Origin of the sequence: Streptomyces sp. NPDC005955, assembly GCF_042871255.1 — a bacterium.
Taxonomy (GTDB): Bacteria; Actinomycetota; Actinomycetes; order Streptomycetales; family Streptomycetaceae; genus Streptomyces.
The window spans coordinates 104,256-127,041 of the sequence record NZ_JBIAIF010000001.1 but is presented as its reverse complement, the minus strand read 5'-3'; the positions used below and the strand labels follow the sequence as shown (position 1 = coordinate 127,041).

The window sequence follows — 22,786 nt, the reverse complement described above, 5'->3', positions numbered from 1 at the left end:
TACGCCGCGTCCACCAACCCAGTCCACGAGGCCCGGACGTCTCATCTCCACCCGGACCGGTCGGAACGGGTGCGCCACCATCAGGTCATCGGACTCGTGGGTGTGCGAAAGCACACCGATCACACCGTTGCGGGACAGTTCCGGATTCGCACCGGATTCCCCTGTGGTGGCGGCGAGCATGAGCATACATCTTGTGTTGGCCCTCGATACGGAGCCCACATGTTGTGTCTGTGTGGCGCGCGGCACCTTGGCGGTGCGCGGTGTCGGCCCCGGTGCGGCACGTGCGAACGCACCCCGGGCCGACCGCAGTCGAGGGGTGTTCGCGGGGTGTGGCGGGGGCTGGGAGGGGCGTCCGGACGGTGCCCGGCGCCGGGTGGGCGGACGCCTCGCGGCGCCCCGCCGAGGGGCCCTCGGCGGCCTTCGACGGCGGGTGGTGCGAGCCGTCGGCGGTGGGGTCGCCGTCACGGTGGGTGACGTCCGGCGGGTCCTGCGGCCCGGCTTGGCGGTGGCGACAAAGGTCCAGACAACTTGGTCGATCCGGCTCCGGATCGGAGGTCGGCGGCCCGTCTACGCCATTCGCCGGGTGCCCGTCCAGGTGGCGGGTCCGGGGCCCCTGGGGCAGCAGGGGGACGGGTGTCGCCCCGGCCGGGGCGCGGCGTCCGTCCGCGGTGCGGGGTGTCGTTCGGGGTCCCCGGCGGGCCCGGGCGTGCGGCCCGCCGGGGAGGGGGTCAGTCCTGCGGGCGCTTGAGCCGGGCCACGAACTTGTAGCGGTCGCCCCGGTACACCGAGCGCACCCACTCCACCGGGCGGCCCTCGCCGTCCAGGGAGTGGCGGGACAGCATCAGCATCGGCAGGCCCACGTCCGTGCTGAGCAACCCGGCCTCGCGCGGGGTGGCGAGGGAGGTCTCGATGGTCTCCTCGGCCTCCGCGAGACGGACGCCGTAGACCTCGGCGAGCGCGGTGTAGAGGGAGGTGTACTTCACCAGGGACCGGCGCAGCGCGGGGAAGCGCTTGGCCGACAGGTGGGTGGTCTCGATCGCCATGGGTTCGCCGCTCGCCAGGCGCAGCCGCTCGATCCGCAGCACCCGGCCGCCGGTGGTGATGTCCAGCAGGCCCGCGAGCGTGTCATCGGCGGTGATGTACCCGATGTCGAGCAGTTGGGAGGTCGGCTCCAGGCCCTGGGCCCGCATGTCCTCGGTGTACGAGGTGAGCTGGAGGGCCTGGGAGACCTTGGGCTTGGCGACGAACGTGCCCTTGCCCTGGATGCGTTCCAGGCGCCCCTCGACCACCAGTTCCTGGAGCGCCTGGCGTACCGTGGTCCGGGAGGTGTCGAACTCTGCCGCGAGTGTCCGTTCCGGTGGGACCGGGGTTCCCGGTGTCAGCGTTTCGGTCATGTCGAGCAGATGCTTCTTCAGCCGGTAGTACTTTGGCACGCGTGCGGTACGACCTGGGGTCGCCGTTTCCGTCGTCGCGGACGTACCCATCCGGGTAACCTCGCTGGCCATCGTCCGCCTTTCCGGCTCTCGTGCTGCTGCCGCCACCGGCTCCTCCGTCTGTAGCGGCTCACATCGTGGCACGGCGTGCCCGGAGTGAGCCGAGCCCCCTCAGGTGTCGGTCCGATAACGGACGTGACAGCCCTTCTTATACACCCTTGACACCCCTAAAGGTCTAGGCCAAGCTCCCGGTACTGGTCTACACCATTAAAGGCCAGGTCCCAGTCCCACGAGCTTCAGTTTCTCGCTGTAGTCATTCGCTGTGGGTGTGGGGGGTATGCATCCTGAGGAGGGTGACGTGAAGCGCAAGCTCATTGCGGCGATCGGTGTCGCGGGCATGGTGTTCTCGGTCGCGGCGTGCGGCAGCGACGACAAGAAGGACGAGGGGGGCTCCGGGGGCTCCACCAAGGGGAAGACCCTGGTCGTCTGGTCCATGGACGGCTCGACGCCGGACCCGTGGAAGAAGGCCGTCGGGGACGCCTTCGAGAAGAAGACCGGCTCGAAGATCAAGTGGGAATCCCAGGTCTGGAACGGCATCCAGCAGAAGATCACCACCGCGCTCTCCGAGTCCACCCCGCCGGACGTCATCGAGATCGGCAACACCCAGACCCCGGCGTACGCCTCGACTGAGGGCCTGGCCGAGCTGGGCGACCTCAAGAGCGAGATCGGCGGCGAGTGGACCGAGGCCCTCAACAAGTCCTCGATCTACAACGACAAGCAGTACGCGGTGCCGTGGTACTTCGCCAACCGCGTCGTCCTCTACAACAAGAAGATCTGGGCCGAGGCCGGTCTGAAGGACACGCCGAAGACGCGTGACGAGTTCTTCAAGGCGCTCGACACCATCAAGGAGAAGACCAAGGCCGAGCCGCTGTACATGGCGGGTCAGAACTGGTACTTCCTCGACGGCCTGATCATCGGCAAGGGCGCCGACCTGGTGAAGAAGGAAGGCGACAAGTACGTCTCCAACCTGTCCGACCCGAAGGTCGGCGAGGCGATGGAGCTGTACAAGAAGTACGCCTCCTACTCCAAGGCCCCCAAGGACAAGGACGAGGCCACCCCGCAGCAGGCCGATGTCTTCGCCGCCGGCAAGACGGCCGCCTTCATCGGCAACGCCTCCGAGGCGACCATCGCCGTCAAGGCCAACCCGAAGATCGAGAAGGACATCGGCTACTTCACCATCCCGGGTGAGACCGCCGAGAAGCCCGAGAGCGTCTTCCTGGGCGGCTCCAACCTCGCCGTGCCGCTGCGCAGCAAGAACCAGGACCTCGCCAAGGAGTTCCTGAAGATCGCGCTGGCCGACGAGCACCAGATCTCCTTCTCCAAGCAGATGGGCTTCACGCCGAACAAGGCGTCGCTCCTGCCCAAGGTCAAGGGCAACAACGCCGGCCTCGACGCCGCCGCCCCGGCCGCCGCGTTCGGTGGCACCACCCCGTTGATCCCCGAGTGGGCCGCGGTCGAGAACGTCCCGAACCCGATCAAGGACTACATGACGGCCGTCCTCAACGGTAAGTCGCACGCCGACGCCGCGAAGGACGCCGACAAGGAGATCAACGAGCGTCTCGCCAAGAAGAACTGACTCACCCCCCGCGCCCCGGGTGCGGCGGGTCCGGAGCCAGAAGGACACCCCTGAGGTGACCTGAGGAAAGACCGGCCCGCCGCCCCCGGGCGCACCGGTGTGCGCCCCCGAGGGCGGGGTGAGCACCCGCATCGAAACGTACAGCCACGGAAGAGACGGCGACGATGTCAGTGCAGACGGAACAAGCGGACGCGGGCGGGGTGTCCGGCGTCCAGAAGGGCGAGGCCCCACCGCCTCGCGGCGCGGGGAGCGCCACCAAGAACGGCGGAGGCGGCCAGAGACGGCCGGGCGGACGCGGTTCGTTCACCCCCTACCTGCTGCTGCTGCCGGCGACGGTCGTCACCATCGTGCTGCTCGGCTGGCCGTTGGTGAAGAACGGCATGCTGTCGTTCCAGAACCTCAACCCCAAGCAGCTGATCCTCCACCTCACCGAGTGGAACGGGATCGAGAACTACAAGGAGACGCTGACCAACGAGGAGTTCTGGCGGGTCGTCGTCCGCTCGTTCGTCTTCACCGCGGTCAACGTCGTCCTGATCATGGTGCTCGGCACCCTGATCGGTCTGCTGCTCGCCCGCCTCGGCAAGCGGATGCGGATCACCCTGCTGCTCGGTCTGGTGCTCGCCTGGGCCATGCCGATCATCGCGGCCACCACGGTCTTCCAGTGGCTGTTCGCCCAGCGCTTCGGCGTGATCAACTACGTCTTCGTCCAGCTCGGCTTCGAAGACATGGCCGACCACAACTGGCTCGGCACCCAGTTCTCCACCTTCGCCGTGGTGACCCTGCTGATCGTCTGGCAGTCGATCCCCTTCGTGGCGATCAACCTCTACGCGGCCACCACCACCATTCCGCGGGAGCTGTACGAGGCCGCGGCGCTGGACGGTGCCGACTCCTTGAAGATCTTCCGGACGGTGACCTTCCCGTTCCTGAAGCCCTTCCTGTGGGCCACGCTCTTCCTCGAAGTCATCTGGGTGTTCAAGTCCTTCGCCCAGGTCTTCGCCATCAACCAGGGCAAGCCGGACCGCCTTACCGAGACGCTGCCCGTCTACGCCTACATCGAGGGCTTCGGCAACCAGCACTTCGGCATGGGTGCGGCGATCTCGATCCTCACCATCCTGGTCCTGCTCGGCATGACCAGCTACTACCTGCGCACGGTGATCAAGCAAGAGGAGGACGAGCTGTGAAGCGCTCCTTCCTGGCCAGGTTCTGGCCCAACGCAACGTCGATCGTCCTCTTCGTCGTCTTCGCGTTCCCCGTCTACTGGATGTTCGCCACGGCGTTCAAGAAGTCCAGTGACATCGTCACGGACACGCCGGTCTGGTTCCCGACCAGCCCGACGTTCGAGCACTTCAAGACCGCGTCGGACGCCGAAGGGTTCTGGACCCTGGTCCGCAACTCGCTCACGGTGACGACCCTCGCGGTCGTGCTCTCCCTCCTCATCGCGCTCTTCGCCTCCTTCGCGCTCGCCCGGATGCGGTTCAAGGGCCGGCGCGGCTTCATCCTCGCGGTCATGATCGCGCAGATGGCGCCCTGGGAGGTCATGGTCATCGCGGTCTACATGATCGTGCGCGACGCGGAGATGCTGAACAGCCTCGTCCCGCTGACCATCTTCTACATGGTCATGGTGCTGCCCTTCACCATCCTGACGCTGCGCGGCTACGTCGCCGCCGTGCCGAAGGAGCTGGAGGAGTCCGCCATGGTCGACGGCTGCACCCGGCCGCAGGCGTTCGTGAAGGTCATCTTCCCGCTGTTGGCGCCGGGTCTGATGGCCACCTCGCTGTTCGGATTCATCACGGCCTGGAACGAGTTCGCGATGGTCCTGATCCTCAACAAGGACCTCGAATCACAGACGCTCCCGATCTGGCTCTCCAGCTTCCGGACCGTCTTCGGGGACGACTGGGGCGCCACCATGGCGGCCTCCAGCATCTTCGCCATCCCGGTTCTCGTCCTCTTCGTCTACCTCCAGCGCAAGGCCGTCAGCGGCCTCACCGAAGGCGCAGTGAAGGGATAGCCATCCGATGACGACACTCGCCACCACCGACACCCTCACCAAGGACGCACTCACCGTCCTCCAGCCCGGCTTCGACGGCACCAGTGCACCCGACTGGCTGCTGCGCAGGCTCGGCGAAGGGCTCGCCTCCGTAGGACTGTTCGGCCGGAACATCCACACCCCCGAACAACTCGCCGCGCTGACCGCACAGTTGCGCGCCGAGCGGGGCGACGTGCTGGTCGCCATCGACGAGGAGGGCGGCGACGTCACCCGCCTCGAAGTGCGCGACGGTTCGTCCTTCCCGGGCAACCACGCACTCGGCGCGGTCGACGACGTCGACCTCACCCGCGCGGTCGCCCACGAGCTGGGCCGCCGCCTCGCCGAGTGCGGGGTCAACCTCAACTGGGCGCCGTCCGCGGACGTCAACGCCAACCCCGACAACCCGGTCATCGGCGTCCGTTCCTTCGGCGCCGGCACCGACCTGGTGGCGCGGCACACCGCCGCGTACGTCGAGGGGCTCCAGTCCGCCGGGGTCGCCGCGTGCACCAAGCACTTCCCCGGCCACGGTGACACCGCGGTCGACTCGCACCACGCGCTGCCCCGCATCGACGTGGACCTGGAGACCCTGCGCGCCCGGGACCTCGCACCGTTCCTGGCGGCCATCGCGGCCGGTTCCCGGTCGGTGATGAGCGCCCACATCCTGGTCCCCGCGCTGGACGCCGAGCGCCCCGCCACGCTGTCCCGCCGCATCCTGACGGGCCTGCTGCGCGAGGAACTCGGTTACGACGGCCTGATCGTCACCGACGGCATGGAGATGCAGGCCATCGCCGGCACGTACGGCATCGAGCGCGGCAGCGTGCTCGCCATCGCGGCGGGCGCGGACGCGATCTGCGTCGGCGGCGGACTGAACGACGAGGACACCGTCCTGCGGCTGCGGGACGCACTCGTCTCCGCCGTGCGCACCGGTGACCTTCCCGAGGAGCGGCTCGCCGACGCGGCGGCCCGGGTCCGGGCGCTGGCCGCCTGGACGCGCACCACCGAGGTGCAGGGCGCCGGCGTCAAGGCCGACGTCGGTCTGGTCGCCGCGCGCCGTGCGCTCCAGGTGACCCGCGGGGACGGCTACTCCGGGCCCGTGACGGGGACGCCGTTCGTGGCCACCTTCACCCCGGAGGCCAACATCGCCGTCGGGGACGAGACCCCGTGGGGCGTCGCCGCCGAACTCCGGGCGCTGCTGCCCGGCACCGAGGGCGAGGGCTTCACCGGTGACGCGTCCGGCGAGGCGGCGCTGAAGGCGGCCGGGGACCGGCGGATCGTCGCCGTGGTCCGGGACGCCCACCGCCACCCGTGGATGCGGGACGCCGTCGCGACCCTGGTCGCGGCCCGACCGGACACGGTCGTGGTGGAGATGGGCGTGCCGCAGTCGACCCCCGTCGGCTCGCTGTACGTCGCCACGCACGGTGCCGCCCGGGTCTGTGGAACGGCCGCCGCCGAGGCGCTGACCACCACCCACTGAGCCAGACCCCCGTACCGAGTTGGGGCTCGGTACGGGGGCCTGTTTCGCCGTACGGCACCCACCGCGCACACGAAGGCGCCGGGCGCCCCCGCTCAAGGGGACGCCCGGCGCCTTCGTCGTGCCGGGTGCGGGCCGCTCAGATGCCCTGCCAGGCGGGCTTGGCCGCGAAGGTGTGCCGGAAGTAACCGGCGAGCTTCAGCTTGGAGGCGGCGGCCTCGTCCACCACGACCGTGGCGTGCGGGTGCAGTTGCAGGGCCGAGGCGGGGCACACCGCGGCGACGGGGCCCTCGACGGTCGCGGCGACGGCCTCCGCCTTGCCCTCACCGGTGGCGAGCAGCACCAGGTGGCGGGCGTCCAGGATGGTCCCGATGCCCTGGGTGATCACGTGGTGCGGGACCTGCTCGATGTCACCGTCGAAGAAGCGCGCGTTGTCGACGCGGGTCTGCTCGGTGAGCGTCTTGATCCGGGTCCGGGAAGCGAGCGAGGAACAGGGCTCGTTGAACCCGATGTGCCCGTCGGTGCCGATCCCGAGCAGTTGGAGGTCCACCCCGCCCGCGTCGGCGAGCGCCGTCTCGTACGCGGCACAGGCCGCGGCGACGTCCTCGGCGGCCCCGTCCGGGCCCAGGAAGGCGTCGGCGCCGATGCCGAGCGGCTCCAGGACCTCCCGGCGGAGCACGGAACGGTAGGACTCCGGGTGCTCGGCGGGCAGTCCGACGTACTCGTCGAGCTGGGCTATGCGCGCCCGCCCGACCTCGGCCTGTCCGGCGCGGACCTTGGCCTCCAGCGCCCGGTAGACGGGGAGCGGGGTGGAACCGGTGGCGACACCGAGGACCGCGTCGGGCTTGCGTCGCAGCAACGCCGCCATGGCCTCGGCGATGAGTTCGCCGCCTGCTGCCGCGTCCGGGACGATCACAACTTCCACTCTGAGCCTGCCGATCTGGAGAGCGAACACGGATGGAAATACGCCATGTGGTATAGACCAATCTAGCAGAACTGCCCTGCTGTGCGGGGGTTCGGGGGACGTGCTGCGCGGACGGGTGCCGGAACGCTCCGGGCGGGCGCCGGACGCCCGGGGGGAGTGGAATGGGAAGGGGCCCGCCGCCCCGGGAGCCGCCACCCACCGGAGGAGACCCGCATGACCGCCACGACCACCACCGACCCGCAGAGCGAGCGGCCGGGCCGGATCATGTCCCGCGAGATGGCCGAACAGCCCGCGGTGCTGCGCCGCATCCTCGACACCGCGGCCCCCGCCGTGCGCCGGGTGGCCGAGCAGGTCGCCGCCCGCGCGCCCCGCTTCGTCCTGCTCACCGCCCGCGGCACCTCCGACAACGCCGCCCTCTACGCCAAGTACCTGCTGGAGATCCGGCGCGGCCTGCCCTGCGGGCTGACCTCGATGTCCACCACCACCGCCTACGGGGCCCGCCCCGACCTGCGGGACGTCCTGGTCATCACCGTCAGCCAGTCCGGCGGCTCGCCCGACCTGGTGGCCTCCACCCGGGCGGCCCGGGAGTCCGGGGCGATCACGCTCGCCGTCACCAACAACCCGGACTCCGCGCTCGCGGCCGTCTCCGAGTTCCACATCGACATCATGGCCGGGCCCGAACGCGCGCTGCCCGCCACCAAGACGTACACGGCGTCCCTGCTCGCCCTGTACCTCTTCGTGGAGGGCCTCGCGGGCGGCGACGGGGGCGCCGCGCTGCCGCTGCCGGAGCTGGCGGCCCAGCTGCTCGACCGACAGCCCGAGGTCCGCACGCTGGCCGCCCGCTACCGGTTCGCCGAGCGGATGGTGATCACCTCCCGCGGTTACGGCTACCCCACCGCCAAGGAGGCCGCGCTCAAGCTGATGGAGACCAGCTACATCCCCGCCCTGTCCTACTCCGGGGCCGATCTGCTGCACGGGCCGCTCGCCATGGTCGACAACATCTCCCCGGTGATCGCCGTGGTCACCGCGGGCAAGGGCGGGGACGCCCTGCAACCCGTCCTCGACCGGCTCCGGGGCCGTGGCGCCGACCTGGTCGTCATCGGCCCGCGGGCCCAGGTGGAGGCCGCGTCCGCCGGGTTCGTCCTCACCACGGACGACGTGCCCGAGGAACTCCAACCGATCCTGGAGATCATCCCGCTGCAACTGCTCGCCTACGAGGTCACCATCGCCCGAGGTCAGGACCCGGACGCCCCGCGGGCCCTCGCCAAGGTCACCGAGACCCGCTGATCCGGCGCGCGGCCGGGGCCGCCGGAAGGGCCGGACGTCACCCGGATAGCGTCACCCCATGATCCCCCCGTTCCGGCAGCCCCGCCCGCTCCCGCCGCCCGCCCCCGTCGGGCCCCGCGTCCACCGTCCCGTCGCGGGGGAGGCCACCCCGTGACGCTCTGGGAGATGGTCGCCGTGCTCGCCGCCGGAGCGGGTGCCGGAGCCATCAACGCCGTCGTCGGCTCCGGCACCCTCATCACCTTCCCGGTCCTGCTGGCCACCGGCCTGCCCCCGGTCACCGCCACCGTCTCCAACGCCCTCGGTCTGGTCCCGGGCTCGCTGAGCGGCGCCTTCGGCTACCGCAGGGAACTGGTCGGACAGCGCGACCGGGTGCTGCGGCTGGGCGTCGTCGCGGCCCTCGGCGCCGTGGCCGGAGCGGCGCTGCTGCTGATACTGCCGGAGACCGCCTTCGAGACGATCGTGCCGGTCCTCGTGGGCCTCGCCCTGGTGCTGGTCGTCCTCCAGCCGTGGATCTCCCGGACCGTCAAGCGCCGCCGCGAACAGGCGGGGACCCGCCCCCGGCCCGACGGCGGCGTCCCCCTGCTGGTCGGAATGGGCCTGGCCAGCGTCTACGGGGGGTACTTCGCCGCGGCCCAGGGAATCGTCTACCTCTCCCTCATGGGCTCCCTCATCGACGACACCCTGCAACGCCTGAACGCCGTCAAGAACGTGCTGGCCGCCGTGGTCAACGGGGTCGCCGCGGTGTTCTTCCTCTTCGTCGCCGACTTCGACTGGACCGCCGTCCTGCTCATCGCGGTGGGCTCCACGCTCGGCGCGCAGGCGGGGGCGCTGGTCGGACGCCGGTTCAGCCCGGTCGTCCTGCGCGCCGTGATCGTGGCCGTGGGGGTCTTCGCCCTGGTCCAGTTGGTCCGTCGCTGAGCGCCCGGACCGAGCGTTTCTCGCCAGCGCCCGGACCCGCACGACAAACATGGGCCAACGCATGGACAGACGTGAATGGTCTAGTCCACAATGAAAACGATGGACCTCCGGGGACTCCCCGGGACCACCATTCCGTTCTCCCCGCACAGGAGGACGGTCGAGGAACCGGCGCTCTCTGCCCTGACTGCACCGGGTCCTCACCCAACGGCCGACCGGGACCGCACACCCGCCGGCCGGGTTTGCTCCGGGCTGCGGTGCCGGGAGGGTTGAGGGTCCCTCCCAGGCACCGTGGCCCGCGGGTCTTTCCGGGGCGGCCCGCGGTGACGCCCCACCGCCGTGCTCGCCCACCCGTCCGACGCCGCCAGGGGGCCGACGCGATCCGGCCAGGTACGCTCACAGACGTGCCCTCCATGAACGATCTCGTACGCCAGCACACCGCCCTGTCCGACACGGACCTGGAGTGGCTCCACCTGCTGGTCTCGGAGTGGCAACTGCTCTCCGACCTCTCCTTCGCGGACCTCGTCCTGTGGGTCCCCACCAGCGACGGCACCCGGTACGTCTCCGTCGCCCAGATGCGCCCCAACACCGGCCCCACCTCGTACCAGGACGACATGGTCGGCCACCTCGTCCCGCGCGGCCGGCGCCCGCTGCTGGACGCCGCCCTCGACGAGGGGCGCATCGTCCGCGAGGGCGACCCGGAGTGGCGCGAGGAGGTCCCGGTACGGGTCGAGTCGATCCCCGTCCGCCGGGAGGGCCGCGTCCTGGGCGTCATCGCCCGCAACACCAACCTGCTCACCGTCCGCACCCCTTCGCGGCTCGAACTCAGCTACCTCCAGAGCGCGTCGGACCTGGCGCAGATGATCGCCGCGGGCTCCTTCCCCTTCCCCGGCCAGCAGGTCGACATGGACGCCTCCCCCCGGGTCGGTGACGGACTGATCCGGCTGGACGCCGACGGCATCGTCCAGTACGCGTCCCCCAACGCCCTCTCCGCCTACCACCGCCTCGGGCTCGCCGCGGACCTGGTGGGCCACCACCTGGGCACCGCGACGGCCGAACTCGCCCCGTCCCGGGGGCCCGTCGACGAGGCCCTGGTCAAGATGGCCAGCGGCTGGGCCCCCCGGGAGTTCGAGATCGAGGGCAACGGGGGAGTGATCCAGCTCCGTGCGATCCCCCTCAAACCCAAGGGGCCGCGCATCGGTTCCCTCGTCCTGCTGCGCGACGTCACCGAACTGCGCCGCCGCGAACGGGAACTCATCACCAAGGACGCCACCATCCGGGAGATCCACCACCGGGTGAAGAACAACCTCCAGACGGTGGCCGCCCTGCTGCGGCTCCAGGCCCGTCGCATCGAGTCCGAACGGGGCCGGGCCGCGCTGGAGGAGGCGGTGCGCCGGGTCGGTTCCATCGCCATCGTCCACGAGACGCTGTCCCAGAACCTGGACGAGCGGGTGGAGTTCGACGAGATCGCCGACCGGGTCCTGGCGATGGTCTCGGAACTGTCCCCCGGCAAGGTCACGGCCCGCCGTACGGGCCGCTTCGGCATCCTCGACGCGGAGGTGGCCACCCCGCTGTCGATGGTCCTCACGGAGGTGCTCCAGAACGCGCTGGAGCACGGGTTCGGACCGCTGGACGCGGGCGCGGTCGAGGTGTCCGCGGTGCGCGGGGGGACCGTCCAGCAGGAGCGGTTGCTCGTCACCGTCCAGGACGACGGGGTCGGGTTGCCCGAGGGGTTCGACCCCCACCGGTCCGGCAATCTGGGGCTCCAGATCGTCCGGACGTTGGTCGAGGGGGAGCTCGGGGGCACGTTCGGCATGCTGCCCGCGCCCGGGGGCGGCACGCGGGTCACGCTCGACCTCCCGGTCCGCCGCCACCCGTAGCCGTTTCCGTGCGGTGTCCCGTGCGGGTGCGTGGTGGTCGCTCGCGCCGTTCCCCGCGCCCCTTCGGTGCGCTCCCGTGCGGGTGCGTTGCCGAGTGCGGGCGCACTGGGGTCGCCCGCGCAGTTCCCCGCGCCCCTCACGGGCGCGTCCCGCTGGGGGTGCGTTGTTCCGTGCGGGTGCGTGGTGGTTGCTCGCGCCGTTCCCCGCGCCCCTTCGGTGCGCACCCGTGCGGGTGCGTTGCCGGGTGCGGGGGCGTCGTGGCTGGCTGCGCCGTTCCCCGCGCCCCCTTTCGGGGCGCGTCCTCCGGGGTGTCGTGCCCCGATCAGGGGCGCGGGGAACTGCGCAACCGCGCAGCGCACCCGCACGGGACAGCGCACCTCCACCGGGACGCGCCCGTAAGGGGCGCGGGGAACGGCGCGAGCAACCCCAGCGCACCCGCACGGGACAGCGCACCTCCACCGGGACGCGCCCGTAAGGGGCGCGGGGAACTGCGCGAGCAACCACCACGCACCCGCACGGGACAGCGCACCTCCACCGGGACGCGCCCGTAAGGGGCGCGGGGAACTGCGCGGGCAACCCCAGCGCACCCGCACGGGACAGCGCACCCCCAGCAGGACGCACCCGTAAGGGGCGCGGGGAACTGCGCGGGCAACTACAGCGCACCGCACGGGACGACCGCAACGCCCCCGCACGGGAAAAGCGGAAAGCCCCGGATCACCAGGATCCGGGGCTCACGCAAGAGCACTACGGGTTCTACGCGCTGCGGCTCGGGAGGCGGGAGTTGCGTACTCGCTGTACGCGCCGCCGGCTGAGACTCGTACGGGCGGCTGGGCGTCAGGCGCTGGCCTGCCGCGCCCGGTTGCGAGCGGCACGACGCTTCATTGCGCGGCGCTCGTCCTCGCTGAGGCCACCCCAGACACCCGAGTCCTGACCGGACTCAAGCGCCCACTGCAAGCACTGCTCCATGACGGGGCAGCGGCGGCAGACGGCCTTCGCTTCCTCGATCTGCAGCAGCGCGGGACCGGTGTTGCCGATGGGGAAGAACAGCTCGGGGTCTTCCTCGCGGCAAACGGCGTTGTGACGCCAGTCCATGGCTGCTACCTCTCTTGGTGGTACATCAGTGTGCTTGTGAATGTGAACGCTTTCACGAATCCCTCGACAAGGGAAGGGCCTACTCCCGGATGTGACCCGGGGCGGTCCTAGAGTTTGAGGAGGGGTTCGGACTCTCTATGGAGGGCGGTGGTGCGGCCCGTCCTGAGCGCCACGTAGAGACTCGCAAACCTCGGCTACGGATACAACCCCTTCTGGAAAGTTTTTTTTGATTCCTCGGTGTCGACTAGGTCACAGCCGTACTTCCATGGGGTGGAGCCTTGCCTAAACGTTCGAGTGCAAGGACTTTTGCTGCTTCCGCTCACACAATCACACGCAGTGCACGGTCTACGCCTAGGAACGTCACGCTAGTGCGCAGTCCTAGGTGGTCTCCGTCCATCTGCAAGGGGAGCGGCACCTTCGAATGCAAGGTGAACTGCTGGAGGTCGTGAAGGGTGACGGCGTGCTTGCCGCGGGGCCCCCGCTCGGGGGACGAAGTGATCAATTGAGTGGCATAGCGGGTCACCGCACCCGTGGTCAGCCGGCTCAGGCCGAGGACGTCGAGCCCCGTGTCGAACGAGGCCCGCGGCGCCGCGTAGACCGGGCGATTGCCCAGGAAGGTCCACGGAGCCGTATTGCAGACTATGGACACCAGAAGATCTTCCACTGGTTCCCGGCCCGGCTGCTCCAGGGTGATCGAACCGTGCCGACGCTGTTCGCCCAGGAATTGCCTCAGGACCTGCCGCAGATAAAGCGCGTGCGTCGAACGCTTTCCCAACTCGCGTTGCTGTTCGACGCGTCCGACCACTCCGGCGTCGAATCCGAGCCCCGCGCAGAAGGTGAACCAGCGCCCGGGAATCGCCTCGTCCGCAGTGCCGGGGGTGCCGACCGCCCGGCCGAGGCCGATGGTGCGCTCGGAGCCGGTCTCGATCGCGTTCAGCAGGGCGCCCGTCGCCTCCACCGCGTCGTTCGGCAGTCCGAGGGCCCGGGCGAACACGTTCGTCGAGCCACCGGGCACCACGGCGAGCCGGGGCGTGCGCTCCGGCTCGGGGGCGCTCCCGCCGTCGCCGAGGAGGCCGTTCACGACCTCGTTGACCGTGCCGTCCCCGCCGAGCGCGACCACCAGATCGATCTCGTCGCCCTGGGCCGCCTGCCGGGCGAGGTCCCGGGCGTGCCCGCGGTACTCGGTGGTGACCGCTTCGAGCTTCATCTCGCTCGCCAGTGCGTGGATCAGTACGTCGCGGGTACGCGCGCTCGTGGTGGTAGCTGCCGGGTTGACCACGAGGAGTGCGCGCATGTCATGCAGGGTACCGAGCCGGGAGTGGTGGGCCCACATTCGGGTGCAGCGGGCCGACGGGCCCGACGCACCGGCGCCCGCCGGGTGCGGGCTACCCTGCTGGGGTGAGTGCTGAGCAGAAGTCCACCCCCGGCGCGCGCTCCGGGGAGACCCCCGAGGGCCCCCGTCCCGGCCGGCTGACCGGGGCCGCGGCCCTGACCGGCCTGGAGGGCGCCGCACTCGTCGTCGGCGGCGTCTACGTACTGGTCCGCGGTCTGTCCGGGGAGGGCAGCGCGGGGCAGGCGGCCATGGCGGGCCTGACGCTCGTCGCGCTCGCGGCCCTGCCGCTGATCGCCGCGAGGGGCCTGTGGGCCCGACGCAGTTGGAGCCGCGGCCCCGCGATCATGACCCAGCTCGTCGCCCTGCCGGTGGCGTGGAGCCTGCTCCAGGCCAACAGCATGCTGATCCCCGGCGGCATCGCCCTCGCCGTGGCCGCGGTGACCACCCTGGTCCTCCTGGTCAACGTCCAGACCACCGAGGCCCTGGGGATCAAGGGCCCCGGCAGCGCCTAGGCGTCCCGGACATGAGGAGGGGCCCGCAGCCGTCACGGCTGCGGGCCCCTCCTCATGTCCGGGACGCCGGGCTACTCCTCGACCAGCAGCTTCTCGCGGAGCTGGGCCAGCGTCCGGGCCAGCAGCCGGGAGACGTGCATCTGCGAGATGCCGACCTCCTGGGCGATCTGCGACTGGGTCATGTTGCCGAAGAAGCGCAGCAGCAGGATGCGCTTCTCCCGCGGGGGCAGGTCCTCCAGCAGCGGCTTGAGGGATTCGCGGTACTCCACGCCCTCCAGCGCCTCGTCCTCCGCACCGAGGGTGTCGGCCACGGCGGGCGACTCGTCGTCCGTGTCCGGCACGTCGAGGGAGAGGGTGGAGTACGCGTTGGCGGACTCCAGCCCCTCCAGCACCTCCTCCTCGGAGATCGCCAGCTTCTGGGCCAGCTCGTGCACGGTGGGGGAGCGCCCGTGCTGCTGGGACAGCTCGGCCGTCGCCGTGGTCAGCGCCAGCCGCAGCTCCTGGAGCCGCCGGGGCACCCGGACCGCCCAGCCCTTGTCGCGGAAGTGCCGCTTGATCTCGCCCACGACGGTCGGCGTCGCGTAGGTGGAGAACTCGACGCCGCGCTCCGGGTCGAACCGGTCCACCGACTTGATCAACCCGATGGTCGCGACCTGCGTCAGATCGTCCAGCGGCTCCCCGCGGTTGCGGAACCGTCGTGCGAGGTGCTCCACCAGCGGCAGGTGCATCCGGACGAGCTGGTTGCGCAGTTCCGCGTACTCCGGGCTGCCGTCGGGCAGCTTGCGCAGCGTGACGAACATCGCCCGCGCCGCGCTCCGGTCCTGGGGGTCGTGCCGGACGTGTGGGACGTGCTGAACGTGTGGGACGTGCTGGCCCTCCCCGGCGCCAGGTCCGCTCACGTCCCGCTCACCGGTCCGCTCGTGCTCGCTCATGTATCCCGCCCTCCCCCAGCTCCCGCTGGGAGGTGCCCCCGGTCCGCTGCCCCGGCCGGACGGCGACTCGCGCTCGTCCGTGCCCCCGGGGGCGCCCGGCTGTGCCTGCTCCAACGCGTCGACCGTGTCCGGCGCCGCCGGCCCGGCCGGTTCCCGGAGCCCGTCGTCCGGGTGCGGCCTGGCCTGCTGCTCGGGGATGCCGCCCGGCGTGTGCGGGGCGGGCCGGCCGCCCGTCCCGTCGGCGGGCGGCCCCGGTGTGTCGTGTCCCTCGTCCCGCACCGGTCCGTCCCCGTTCCTCACGCCGGACCGGGTCCCGCGCCGCGTTGTTTGTAGAGACTGATCGACACGGTCTTGTCATCGGCCACGGACGAGTCGACCTTGCCCGCGAGGGCGGACAACACCGTCCAGGCGAAGGTGTCGCGCTCCGGCGCACGGCCGTCCGTGGTCGGGGCCGAGACGGTGACTTCCAGGGAGTCGTCCACGAGCCGGAACACACAGCTGAGGACGGAGCCGGGCACGGCCTGCTGGAGCAGGATCGCGCACGCTTCGTCGACGGCGATACGGAGGTCCTCGATCTCGTCGAGGGTGAAGTCCAAACGCGCCGCGAGACCGGCCGTCGCCGTCCGCAGCACCGACAGGTAGGCACCCGCAGCCGGCAGCCGGACTTCCACGAAGTCCTGGGTCCCGGGCTCTCCTGCGATCTGGGACACCCTCACCTCCAAGGTGGTACAAGCTCTTCGGGGCTCCGGGGGAGCGCCCCCCGGGTAACGCGCAACATGGTGCAGCGGTGACGCTATCGCGCTCACGGCGCGGGTGTCCCGGGGACCCCGCCCCTTGACCTCACTCATCGTAAGCACATGGGCACGCACGGTGGGTAGGGGGTGGTGGATACCGATGCGATGACGGTCCCGGCCTCCCTCGCCCTCTCGGCGCGCCGGGGTGACGTACCCACACGCCCGGCGGTCGAACCGTCACCGCGCCCCGTGCGCTCGTCCGGGGCACGGCGGCGACCCGTCACCCGTCCGTGGGGTCCGTGCACACCGTGCGGTCAGACGAGTACGCAGTCGACGAAACACCAGCGCCACTCCTCCCCGGGCTCGAACGTCCGCATGATCGGATGCCCGGTCTCCTCGTGGTGCCCGGTGGCGTGGCGCAGGGGCGACGAATCGCAGCAGCCGACATGGCCGCAGTCGAGGCACATGCGCAACTGCACCGGGTTCGTCCCGGCGGCCAGACAGCCCAGACACGTCTCGCTCAGGGGCTTCGGCTCCGGCTCGGGCAGCGCCGAAACGTGCGTGCACTCCTTCATGATGGCCAGGTTACTGATCCGTGCCGGGCCGCGGGGGCCCTGCGGTTCCGCCCGACCGCCCGGCAGTACGGCGGACGGGCCCGGACGGACGGGTCCGGGGCGTCGCCGCGGGTGCCCGGGACGACGAGAGGGAGTCGCGATGGACGCGCTGTCGGTGGTCGGACTGGTCGCGGCGAGCGCCGCCGTCGCGGGGCTGGCCCGCCGGACCCCGGTGCCCGCCCCCCTGCTGCTGGTGACGGTCGGTCTGATCGCCGCCTACGTGCCCGGCGTCCCGGCGTTCACCCTCGATCCGCACATCGTGCTGCCGCTGTTGCTGCCGCCGCTGTTGCAACTGGCCGCCCTGGAGAGTTCGTACCTCGACCTGCGGGCCAACCTGCGTCCGGTGGCGCTGTTGTCCGTCGGGTACGTGCTCTTCGCGACGCTCGCCGTGGGCTGGCTCGCCCATCTGCTCATCCCCGGGCTGCCGCTGACGGCGGCCCTGGTGCTGGGAGCGGTCATCGCGCCGCCGGACGCCGTGGCCGCGACCGCCGTCGCCCGTCGGGTGGGGCTGCCGCCCCGGATCACCACCATCCTCCAGGGCGAGTCCCTGGTGAACGACGCCACCGCCATCACCGCCTTCAAGGTCGCGCTGGCCGCCGCGGTGGGCGAGGGGATGAGCTGGGCCGGCGGCATCCGGGAGTTCCTGGTGGCGGCCGTCGGCGGGGTCGGCGTCGGGCTGATCCTGATGATCCCGCTGCACTGGCTGCGCACCCATCTGAAGGAGGCGCTGCTCCAGAACACCCTGTCGCTGCTCATCCCGTTCCTCGCCTACGCGGCGGCCGAACAGGTCGGGGCGTCCGGCGTGCTGGCCGTGGTCGTCGTCGCCCTCTACCTCGGTCACCGGGCCTGGCAGGTCGACTTCGAGACCCGGCTCCAGGAGGCCGCGGTGTGGCGGATGGTGTCGTTCATCCTGGAATCCGTCGTCTTCGCGCTGATCGGGCTGCAACTGCCCGTGGTGCTGCGGGGGCTGGGTTCGGTGGGCGGCCTCGACGCCGCCTGGTACGCGCTGGCGCTGTTCTTCCTGGTCGTCGTGGTGAGGTTCGTGTGGTGCTACCCGGCGACCTACCTCCCGCTGTGGCTGTCGCCCCGGATCAGGGAACGCGAGTCCGACACGGACTGGCGACGTCCGCTGGTCGTGAGCTGGGCCGGGATGCGCGGCGTGGTGTCGCTGGCCATCGCCTTCTCCATCCCCCTGGTCACCCACGCGGGCGAACCCTTCCCCGCCCGCAACCTGATCCTCTTCCTGACCTTCACCACCGTGATCGGCACGCTCGTCGTCCAGGGGCTGACCCTGCCCGGACTGATCCGGCTCCTCGGGCTCCCCGGGCCCGACACCCAGGCCCGCACCCTCGCCGAGGCGCAGGCCCAGAACGCCGCCTCCCGCGCTGCCGACCAACGGTTGGAAGAACTCCTCAACAACCCGCGCAACGCCCTGCCCGAGCCCCTCGTGGACCGTCTGCGCCTGGTCCTGGAGCGCCGCCGCAACGCCGTCTGGGAACGGCTCGGCGCCCCCAATCCGGTGACCGGCGAGTCCGTCGACGACACCTACCGCCGACTGACCCGCGAGATGATCGCCGCGGAGCGGGACGTGTTCGTCCGGCTGCGCGACGCCCGGGTGATCGACGACGAGTTGATGCGGACGCTGCTGCGCCGGCTGGACCTGGAGGAGGCGGCCGTCTACCGGGAGGAGGACGTGGACTGAGCCCGCCCGGTCACCCCTGCCCGTCCGTTTCGGGACCGGGGCGTCCGGTGACCACGGCGACGAGTCGGGTCCCCGCCGGGAAGGCGCCCTCCTCGGTGAGCTTCAGCAGCGCCCACAGCAGCTTCGCGACGTAGAGGCGCTCCACCGCGAGCCCGTGCCGCCGGGCGAAGTCATCGGCGAACTCCCGCAGGGGCGCGGGCACCCGGGCGTACCCGCCCCAGTGGAAGCGGTCGTCCAGCGACCAGGTGCCGCGCCGCTCCCCGAAGGCCGCCCGCTGGAGTCCGGCCGTCGCCTCGGCGAGGAACCCGCCGCCCACGACGGGCACCCCGAGCGCCCGCTGCTCGGGGTCGAGCCCCGCAGCCAGCCCGGCGAGCGTCCCGCCGGTGCCGCAGGCCACCGCCACGACGTCCGCCCGCCCCCGGAGCTCACGACCGAGCGGTACGCAGCCCTGCACGGCGAGTGGATTGCTGCCGCCCTCCGGGACGACGTACGCGTCCTCGGGGGCGAGGGGCAGGGCGGCCAGCAGCGCGGCCAGCACCTCCGGCTCGGCGGCACGCCGGTAGGTCGCCCGGTCGACGAACCGCAGCCGCATGCCGTCGGCCGCGCAGCGGGCGAGCGAGGGGTTCAGCGGGCGGTCGGCCAGTTCGTCGCCGCGCACCACCCCGAGGGTGCGCAGCCCGAGGAGCCGCCCCGCGGCGGCGGTGGCCCGCAGGTGGTTGGAGTAGGCGCCCCCGAAGGTGACGACCGTGCGCTGACCCGCCGCGGCCAGGTTCGGCGTGAGCTTGCGCCACTTGTTGCCGACCACGTCCGGGTGGATCAGGTCGTCCCGCTTCAGCGCGAGCCGCACGCCGTGGGCGTCGAAGCGGTCGTCCCGCACGTCGAGCAGGGGGGACGGCAGCCGCGCCCCCACCCCTGCGGGTGCTGCGACCGCTCCGCCTTCCCCGACCCGTCCCGTCACCCGTCCATTCTCGCCGGACGGCCGGGAACCCCGACGCGGGGGCGGGCCCTGGCCGGGACCGGAGCCGGTCGAGGCGCGGCGGCGGGGGCCGGGGCGGTCCGCGATCGGCCTCGGCCCCGCACTGCGCCGGTGGGGCGGGGGTCAGTGGCGCAGTACGCCGTCCCCGTGCACCGCGATGTGGCTCTCCAGCTCCTGGACGGCGCGCTGGGTCGCCTCCGGCGAGCCGTTGCCCTGGCGCTCCGCGTAGTACGCCGCGCCGAGCCGCTTCAGCAGGTCGGCCCCGGCCCGCTGCGCCTGCACCTCGTCCAGCTTCTGCTTGCCCTGGGTGAGACCCTGCTGGACCTGCTCCTTGGCACGGTCGAGGAATCCCGCCATCGTGAACCACTTCCGTTCGTCGCGCCGCCTTCCGGCGGCTCGGTGTCGTGTTCGGTACGCGCATCCGGTGAACGCGCGGCGGGATCTTGGAGTTCCCCCCACCGCTTCCACGTCATCCGAACGGCGGTGCGGCGCACCGGAACGCCCCGGTGTGTAGAAACGGTTCGCCACAAATCGACGTCTGACCCGAACGGCGGCTTCCAATCCCGCTCTTTTGTGTGATGGCACCGGCACGCTCCGTACTGTCAGGCTCCTCCCCGCAGGTCAGTGCACGTACCGGGAGGGCAAGTACAGATGTCGGTAGGCGAAGAGGTCCGCGACGAACAGCCGCAGCGCAGTCTCGGCACCGCAGCAGCGCGGAACCTGGCCACCACGACCAAGTCGGCACCGCAGATGCAGGAGATCAGCGCGCGCTGGCTGCTGCGGAAGCTGCCGTGGGTCCCCGTGCAGGGGGGCGCGTACCGGGTCAACCGGCGGCTGACCTACGCGGTCGGAGACGGCCGGGTGACGTTCGTGAAGACCGGGGACAGCGTCCGCGTCATCCCCGCGGAACTCGGCGAGCTGCCCCTCCTGCGGGACTACGGGGACGAGGGCATCCTCGGCGAACTGGCCGACGGCTGCGAGCAGCGGCACTACGCACCGGGCGAGGTGCTCGCCGGGTCCGGGAACCCGTCCGACGGGGTCTTCCTGCTCGCGCACGGCCGGATCGAGAAGCTCGGCACCGGACCGTACGGCGACGAGGCGGTCCTCGAAGTCCTCGCGGACGGCGCGCACTTCGGTGAGCAGGCGCTCGTCGACCCGGACGCCGTCTGGGAGTTCACCGCCCGGGCCGCCACCGCCTGCACGGTCCTGGTGCTGCCCCGCACGGCGTTCGAACGGGTGGCCGACCGCAGCGACTCCCTGCGGGCGCACCTCGAAGCCCGCCGGGCGATCCCCGGGCAGCGCGCCAACACCTACGGCGAGCGGGAGATCGACCTGTCCGCCGGGCACGTCGGCGAGGCCCGGCTGCCGGGCGCCTTCGTCGACTACGAGGCGTCCCCGCGCGAGTACGAGCTGAGCGTGGCGCAGACCGTCCTGCGCGTCCACACCCGGGTCGCCGACCTCTACAACCAGCCCATGGACCAGACCGAACAGCAGCTCAGGCTCACGATCGAGGCGCTCAAGGAACGCCAGGAGCACGAGTTGATCAACAACCGGGACTTCGGTCTGCTCCACAACTGCGAGTACGAGCAGCGCATCCAACCGCACGACGGGGCACCGGGCCCCGACGACCTGGACGAACTCCTCAGTCGCCGGCGCGGATCGCAGCTCTTCCTCGCCCATCCGCAGGCCATCGCCGCGTTCGGGCGCGCGTGCAACCGGCGCGGACTGGTCCCCGGGTCCATCGACGTCGAGGGCACCCGCATCCAGACCTGGCGCGGGGTGCCCCTCTACCCCTGCACCAAGATCCCGATCACCGACGCCCGGACGACCTCCATCATCTGCATGCGCACCGGCGAGGCCGAACAAGGCGTCGTCGGCCTGCGCCAGTCGGGCATCCCGGACGAGGTCGAGCCGAGCCTGTCCGTGCGCTTCATGGGCATCAGCGAGCAGGCGATCACCTCGTACCTGGTGACGACGTACTACTCGGCCGCGGTGCTCGTCCCGGACGCCCTCGGCATCCTGGAGAACGTCGAGATCGGCCGCTGGCCGTGACGCCCACCGGCCCGGACCCCACGGCGGGCGCGGACGTCCTGGTCACGCCCCCCGCGCCGCCCCCCGTCGCCACGGCGGCCCCGGAGCGGGCGGCCCCGGAGCGGGCGGGCCCGGAGCGGGCGGGCCCGGACCCCGAGGCGGCGGCCCTGCTCGACGGGGCGCGCACCCGTGTCGACCCGGAGCTGCGCCGCTGCGTCGGCACGCTCCCCGGTCAGCTGCGCCGGATCGCCCGCTACCACTTCGGTTGGGAGGACGCGGAGGGTACCCCGACCGACGGCAACGCGGGCAAGGCCGTCCGGCCCGCCCTGGTGCTGGCGGCGGCGCGGGCGCTCGGCGGCCGGCCCGAGGACGCCGTGCGGGCGGCGGCGGCCGTCGAACTGGCGCACAACTTCACCCTGCTGCACGACGACGTGATGGACCGCGACGCCACCCGGCGCCACCGGCCCACCGTCTGGGCCGAGTTCGGCGACGCCGACGCGATCCTCACGGGGGACGCCCTCGCGGCGCTCGCCCAACGGGAGCTCGTCGAGGACGCCCACCCGGCGGCCCCCCGGGCGGCGGCCCGGCTCGCCGCGTGCGTCATCGAACTGTGCGCGGGCCAGCAGTCCGACACCGCCATGGAACGGCGGGCGCCCGACGAGGTGACCCTGGACGAGTGCCTGGCCACGGCGGAGGCCAAGACCGGGGCGCTCCTCGGCTGTGCGTGCGCCCTCGGCGCGCTGTACGCCGGCGCGGGGGAGGAGCAGGTGGCCGCGCTCGACGCCTTCGGGCGGCAGGCGGGGCTCGCCTTCCAACTGATCGACGACGTGATCGGCATCTGGGGCGACCCCCGGCACACCGGGAAGCCCGCCGGCGCGGACCTCCTCGCCCGCAAGAAGTCCCTGCCGGTGGTCGCCGCGCTCGGTTCGGGCACCGCGGCGGGTGCCGAACTGGCGGCGCTCTACCGGGTCCCCGCCCGGTCCGCCGACCCCGGCGACCTCGAACGCACGGTGCTCGCCGTGGAGGCCGCCGGGGGGCGGGACTGGGCGCAGCACCAGGCGGCGGACCGGATGGGCCGGGCGGTGCAGCTGCTGGCGCGGGCCTTGCCGGGGCCGGAGGCGGCCGGGGAGCTGTTGTCGCTGGCCGAGTTCGTCACCCGCCGTTCCGCGTAGCCGCGGGGGCGGACCGCGGGGGCCGTTCGGCGCCCGCGGTCCGCCCCCGGCCGCCCGGTCGGGTCGCTCACCGCCCCGTTACCCCGCCTGAGGTTCAATTGTGGCTTCCGATGCG

General features: G+C 71.7%; 20 protein-coding genes and 1 riboswitch. Of the genes, 11 read left to right on the top strand and 9 right to left on the bottom strand.

The window, feature by feature from the left end:
* Nucleotides 1-83 precede the first annotated feature (83 nt).
* A riboswitch (cobalamin riboswitch) is annotated at nt 84-161 on the bottom strand.
* Between the two features lie 567 nt (nt 162-728).
* Nucleotides 729-1,484 (bottom strand): GntR family transcriptional regulator, encoded by a 756-nt coding sequence (locus ACFYOU_RS00495; protein WP_385492375.1) that lies wholly within the window; start codon nt 1,482-1,484, stop codon nt 729-731.
* 307 nt (nt 1,485-1,791) lie between these two features.
* On the opposite strand from ACFYOU_RS00495, the gene ACFYOU_RS00490 reads away from it, so the two are divergent.
* From ACFYOU_RS00490 to ACFYOU_RS00475, 4 genes are all read left to right on the top strand, one after another.
* Nucleotides 1,792-3,069 carry an extracellular solute-binding protein gene (locus ACFYOU_RS00490; RefSeq protein ID WP_391302360.1) on the top strand — a complete coding sequence of 426 codons (1,278 nt, stop codon included), beginning with the start codon at nt 1,792-1,794 and terminating at the stop codon, nt 3,067-3,069.
* A gap of 164 nt (nt 3,070-3,233) precedes the next feature.
* Nucleotides 3,234-4,250, top strand: a complete 1,017-nt coding sequence (locus tag ACFYOU_RS00485) for a carbohydrate ABC transporter permease (RefSeq protein ID WP_389765276.1) — start codon at nt 3,234-3,236, stop codon at nt 4,248-4,250.
* Nucleotides 4,247-5,077, top strand: a complete 831-nt coding sequence (locus ACFYOU_RS00480) for a carbohydrate ABC transporter permease (RefSeq protein WP_385491835.1) — start codon at nt 4,247-4,249, stop codon at nt 5,075-5,077. Before ACFYOU_RS00485 ends, ACFYOU_RS00480 begins: the two co-directional genes overlap by 4 nt.
* 7 nt (nt 5,078-5,084) lie before the next feature.
* Nucleotides 5,085-6,569 (top strand): glycoside hydrolase family 3 protein, encoded by a 1,485-nt coding sequence (locus ACFYOU_RS00475; protein WP_389765278.1) that lies wholly within the window; start codon nt 5,085-5,087, stop codon nt 6,567-6,569.
* Between the two features lie 136 nt (nt 6,570-6,705).
* Here the strand turns inward: ACFYOU_RS00475 and nagB are convergent, their stop codons facing one another.
* Complete coding sequence (gene nagB, locus ACFYOU_RS00470; RefSeq protein ID WP_389765280.1) at nt 6,706-7,491, bottom strand: glucosamine-6-phosphate deaminase; 786 nt, start codon at nt 7,489-7,491, stop codon at nt 6,706-6,708.
* A gap of 213 nt (nt 7,492-7,704) precedes the next feature.
* Between nagB and ACFYOU_RS00465 the strand changes: the two genes are divergently transcribed.
* From ACFYOU_RS00465 to ACFYOU_RS00455, 3 genes are all read left to right on the top strand, one after another.
* On the top strand, nt 7,705-8,778 hold the full coding sequence (locus tag ACFYOU_RS00465; RefSeq protein WP_389765282.1) for an SIS domain-containing protein: 1,074 nt from the start codon (nt 7,705-7,707) through the stop codon (nt 8,776-8,778).
* 150 nt (nt 8,779-8,928) lie between these two features.
* A complete protein-coding gene (locus tag ACFYOU_RS00460; RefSeq protein ID WP_389765284.1) occupies nt 8,929-9,696 on the top strand; it encodes a sulfite exporter TauE/SafE family protein in 768 nt (255 codons plus the stop codon).
* 410 nt (nt 9,697-10,106) lie between these two features.
* The gene (locus ACFYOU_RS00455; RefSeq protein ID WP_385761539.1) at nt 10,107-11,573 is read left to right on the top strand and encodes a sensor histidine kinase; all 1,467 of its coding nucleotides are present in this window, start codon (nt 10,107-10,109) and stop codon (nt 11,571-11,573) included.
* 834 nt (nt 11,574-12,407) lie between these two features.
* Here the strand turns inward: ACFYOU_RS00455 and ACFYOU_RS00450 are convergent.
* Both ACFYOU_RS00450 and ACFYOU_RS00445 read right to left on the bottom strand, forming a co-directional pair.
* On the bottom strand, nt 12,408-12,665 hold the full coding sequence (locus ACFYOU_RS00450) for a WhiB family transcriptional regulator (RefSeq protein WP_016639615.1): 258 nt from the start codon (nt 12,663-12,665) through the stop codon (nt 12,408-12,410).
* Nucleotides 12,666-12,984: 319 nt separating this feature from the next.
* A complete protein-coding gene (locus tag ACFYOU_RS00445; RefSeq protein WP_391302355.1) occupies nt 12,985-13,959 on the bottom strand; it encodes a diacylglycerol kinase family protein in 975 nt (324 codons plus the stop codon).
* Nucleotides 13,960-14,063: 104 nt separating this feature from the next.
* On the opposite strand from ACFYOU_RS00445, the gene ACFYOU_RS00440 reads away from it, so the two are divergent.
* The gene (locus ACFYOU_RS00440) at nt 14,064-14,510 is read left to right on the top strand and encodes a hypothetical protein (RefSeq protein ID WP_389765288.1); all 447 of its coding nucleotides are present in this window, start codon (nt 14,064-14,066) and stop codon (nt 14,508-14,510) included.
* A 71-nt stretch (nt 14,511-14,581) separates the two neighbouring features.
* On the opposite strand, the gene ACFYOU_RS00435 is transcribed toward ACFYOU_RS00440, so the two are convergent.
* From ACFYOU_RS00435 to ACFYOU_RS00425, 3 genes are all read right to left on the bottom strand, one after another.
* Nucleotides 14,582-15,721: a SigB/SigF/SigG family RNA polymerase sigma factor gene (locus ACFYOU_RS00435; RefSeq protein WP_391302353.1), complete on the bottom strand. Its 1,140-nt coding sequence runs from the start codon at nt 15,719-15,721 to the stop codon at nt 14,582-14,584.
* Between the two features lie 17 nt (nt 15,722-15,738).
* Nucleotides 15,739-16,152 (bottom strand): anti-sigma regulatory factor, encoded by a 414-nt coding sequence (locus tag ACFYOU_RS00430; protein WP_073784816.1) that lies wholly within the window; start codon nt 16,150-16,152, stop codon nt 15,739-15,741.
* Between the two features lie 338 nt (nt 16,153-16,490).
* Entirely contained in the window at nt 16,491-16,751 is a 261-nt protein-coding gene (locus tag ACFYOU_RS00425; RefSeq protein WP_387009266.1) for a UBP-type zinc finger domain-containing protein, read from the bottom strand.
* A 139-nt stretch (nt 16,752-16,890) separates the two neighbouring features.
* Here ACFYOU_RS00425 and ACFYOU_RS00420 point away from each other — a divergent pair, with 139 nt between their 5' ends.
* The gene (locus ACFYOU_RS00420; RefSeq protein WP_389772373.1) at nt 16,891-18,492 is read left to right on the top strand and encodes a Na+/H+ antiporter; all 1,602 of its coding nucleotides are present in this window, start codon (nt 16,891-16,893) and stop codon (nt 18,490-18,492) included.
* Between the two features lie 10 nt (nt 18,493-18,502).
* On the opposite strand, the gene ACFYOU_RS00415 is transcribed toward ACFYOU_RS00420, so the two are convergent.
* Together ACFYOU_RS00415 and ACFYOU_RS00410 are read right to left on the bottom strand one after the other, a co-directional pair.
* Nucleotides 18,503-19,450, bottom strand: a complete 948-nt coding sequence (locus ACFYOU_RS00415) for a pyridoxal-phosphate dependent enzyme (RefSeq protein WP_391302349.1) — start codon at nt 19,448-19,450, stop codon at nt 18,503-18,505.
* Nucleotides 19,451-19,591: 141 nt separating this feature from the next.
* Nucleotides 19,592-19,825: a hypothetical protein gene (locus ACFYOU_RS00410; protein WP_385491867.1), complete on the bottom strand. Its 234-nt coding sequence runs from the start codon at nt 19,823-19,825 to the stop codon at nt 19,592-19,594.
* Between the two features lie 294 nt (nt 19,826-20,119).
* On the opposite strand from ACFYOU_RS00410, the gene ACFYOU_RS00405 reads away from it, so the two are divergent.
* Together ACFYOU_RS00405 and ACFYOU_RS00400 are read left to right on the top strand one after the other, a co-directional pair.
* Nucleotides 20,120-21,520 (top strand): family 2B encapsulin nanocompartment shell protein, encoded by a 1,401-nt coding sequence (locus tag ACFYOU_RS00405; protein ID WP_391302347.1) that lies wholly within the window; start codon nt 20,120-20,122, stop codon nt 21,518-21,520.
* Nucleotides 21,517-22,671 carry a family 2 encapsulin nanocompartment cargo protein polyprenyl transferase gene (locus tag ACFYOU_RS00400; RefSeq protein WP_391302345.1) on the top strand — a complete coding sequence of 385 codons (1,155 nt, stop codon included), beginning with the start codon at nt 21,517-21,519 and terminating at the stop codon, nt 22,669-22,671. Before ACFYOU_RS00405 ends, ACFYOU_RS00400 begins: the two co-directional genes overlap by 4 nt.
* Nucleotides 22,672-22,786: the final 115 nt, after the last annotated feature.